Genomic DNA, 2,687 nt, shown 5'->3' with positions numbered 1-2,687 from the left:
CTCTGCGGGCAGCCGTATCGGTCATCGCGATAAGGCTACGCACGAATCGTGGAAAAACGCTTGCTGTACTTTCTAGCACGCATGTGCTAACAAGTAGCAGTTCACTTAGCGCATGTCTAGTGCGATCGAGGAGGAGCCGCGATGCACCCCACCGTCAACCGAGTGCTGCACGGCGACAATCCCTTCGAGGTCTCCCCGGAGCTGGACTCGTTCCAGGGGCCGCGAACCGACATACCGCTGTGGAACGAGACCTTTTTCTTCAGCACCTGGTCACCCACGACCGAGACCGGGCTCTTCGTCCACACCGGCGCCGACGCCGCCGATCCCGGGCTGTTCTACGCCCAGCTCATCGTCTACCTGCCCGGCAGTGAACTGGTGGTCGAACGGATCTGGGACCGCCCAGTGCCACCCGACCTGCACGTCGGCCCGCTCTCCATCACCACCGAAAATCCGCTGCGCCGTTGGCGACTGCGCTACGACGGCGCAGGAGAACGCACCACCAGCGAGCGCGCCGGCAGCCAGCCCGTCGGCGCCGGACTCGCGGTGCCGCTGCACGTCGACATCGAATTCGCCGCCGCCGGCCCCATCTGGGACATGTTCCAGGCGAGCGAGATCCCGCATACCGACTGGTCGGGTATGCACCATGAGCAGAACACTTACGCCACCGGCACCATCACCGTCGCCGGCAAAACCTACGAGATCGACGGCTACGGCTTCCGAGACCACAGCAGTGGCCCCCGCGACTTCAGCACCATTGGCGGCGACCGCTTTTGGGGCTTCGTCAGCCCTACCACCGGCCGCGGCTTCCAAGGGCTCAAAGTGTGGAAGCGCACCGGCGAACTCGAGATCTCTTCGGCTGCCTACACCGTCGACGGCACCTTCGAGATCATCAACAGCGGCATCGAGCTCACCGGCATCACCGATACCCGCGGCAATCCCAAAGACCTTGATCTTTCCTTCACCCGCCCCAATGGTGCACACCTGCAGGCAAGCGGTCGCATCCTGCAGACCGTGACCATCACCATCGCCGACCCCAACCACAACATCAACGGCGCACTACTCGACGGCGACCCACTGATCCTGTCCGAAAGCCAGGTCCGCTTCGACTGGCCCGACGGCGACACCTTCTACGGGCACCTCGAACGCGTCGCCCGCCTGACCGACCTCCACATCCCTTGACCGTGGACACCTGACGAAGGCGGACGCCCCCGGTGCGTGCGGTCGTATCGCCGTCATACCGATGAACTGTCTATTTGCTTACGACAACGCAGATCAGGTAAGCGCGGTGTGAGACAGGATAGACGCGGCGCGACCCGGGGCGATGGGTGGGATTGGGGCCGCGACCTGGTGCGCGCTCGGCGGCGCGTCCGTCGCGGCGCTGGCCGCACCTAGTGCATCCGGCGGCGCGACGGGTTGTGCGCCAGCTGATTTCAGCACCGCTCGGACCTCGCTGACTTTGACGCCGGCCAGTTCGGCGATCGCGGTCAAAGTTTCCCCGCGATCCAGCATGCGCGACACCGCCGCCGCGCCCTCCTGGCGGTGCTCGTGCTGCCGCCGCTCGCCCTCTGCGCGAATCTCGGCCACACGGCCCTGCTCCCACTCGTCGACTGCCGCCAGCCGGCCCAGCTCGACCAGAAACGACGCCGCGTCATCGACGTTGTGCCGCTCACGTTCCTGCCCAGCCTCGTTGGCCTTGGCCTGCGCCTCGCGAACCTTCTTGCGCGCTTCGGTTTTCGAGTTGATATTCGCCATGGCCGCACCTTACGGCGCGGTCAACCCGCGTCTCTACCATCACCCACAACATCACCGTGTCCCCATTTGTCCCCCTCCCACGTTTCCCAGTCCCGCACTCCCCCAACACAGCCCGCTCCATACCCACAGCCCGCTCACCACAGCGCACCGCCACCAACCGCGTCGACCAGCCCATGAACCACAAATCTCTTGCTGAAGGCAAAGATCGGAGAATCAGGCCGTCGATTCTGCCGGGCATGCGACACGCCTCCGAAAATCATGGATAACCGCTGTTATCCATGACATTTCGCGGTCACTGCTGTGGTGTCTCCTTGGGGTGGCCGCCGAGGTCGAATGGCGAGTAAATCAACGCTTTGGCAAACGATGACCGAAACGCCGCCGGATCAAGGGACGCCATCATCCCAGGCAAAAGGCTGGAATCCAGCAATGAAGGTGCGGGGTTCAGTTAACTAGTAAACCTAGCTAATGTGTCCAAATACGTGGCCATCGAGCATGAAAACGGCCCCCGGAGGAGTCTCCGGGGGCCGTTTCTACTGGTAGCGGGGACAGGATTCGAACCTGCGACCTCTGGGTTATGAGCCCAGCGAGCTACCGAGCTGCTCCACCCCGCGACGGGTGAATACCAGGTTACCGAACGCTCGCGAGGCCTCCAAATCGCGCCCTCACCAGGCTCGACGGGACCGGCCGCCCGAGCAAGCGCGATTACCTGGCGTTGTTGTACTTGTTGATCGCGTCGTCGAGCCGTTGCAGTGCTGCGCCGTAGGCCGCGAAGTCGCCGGACTTCTGCGCATCGCGGGCCGCACCCATTGCCGTCTCGACGTCCTTGAGGGCGGCGGACTTGGCCGGGGACAGGCTGACCGCGGCGCTGGGCGGGGGCGCCACCGCATTAGCCGGGGGCGGCGGGTTCGCGGGCGGCTCGCCGCCCGGTGGGGCAC

General features: G+C 64.6%; 3 protein-coding genes and 1 tRNA gene. 1 reads left to right on the top strand and 3 read right to left on the bottom strand.

From position 1 onward, the window contains the following. Positions 1-141: 141 nt before the first annotated feature. On the top strand, positions 142-1,179 hold the full coding sequence (locus WAN02_RS23910) for a DUF7065 domain-containing protein (protein ID WP_422267045.1): 1,038 nt from the start codon (positions 142-144) through the stop codon (positions 1,177-1,179). Positions 1,180-1,272: 93 nt separating this feature from the next. Here the strand turns inward: WAN02_RS23910 and WAN02_RS23905 are convergent, their stop codons facing one another. The 3 genes from WAN02_RS23905 to WAN02_RS23895 all read right to left on the bottom strand — a co-directional run. Continuing rightward, entirely contained in the window at positions 1,273-1,752 is a 480-nt protein-coding gene (locus WAN02_RS23905; protein WP_422267043.1) for a hypothetical protein, read from the bottom strand. Positions 1,753-2,286: 534 nt separating this feature from the next. Then, positions 2,287-2,363: transfer RNA gene (locus WAN02_RS23900), tRNA-Met, on the bottom strand. 91 nt (positions 2,364-2,454) lie between these two features. Continuing rightward, positions 2,455-2,687 (bottom strand): hypothetical protein (locus WAN02_RS23895; protein WP_422267041.1); only part of this gene is annotated, 233 nt, incomplete at its 5' end.

This window comes from Mycobacterium sp. (genome assembly GCF_049281135.1).
Lineage (GTDB): Bacteria > Actinomycetota > Actinomycetes > Mycobacteriales > Mycobacteriaceae > Mycobacterium.
Note: the sequence above shows the minus strand (reverse complement) of the source record. Positions and strands in the feature narration are given on the sequence as shown.

Bases quoted from the DNA above. Each gene is read 5' to 3' on its own strand.
- WAN02_RS23910 (WP_422267045.1), top strand. From the start codon at position 142: ATGCACCCCACCGTCAACCGAGTGCTGCACGGCGACAATCCCTTCGAG.
- WAN02_RS23905 (WP_422267043.1), bottom strand. From the start codon at position 1,752: ATGGCGAATATCAACTCGAAAACCGAAGCGCGCAAGAAGGTTCGCGAG.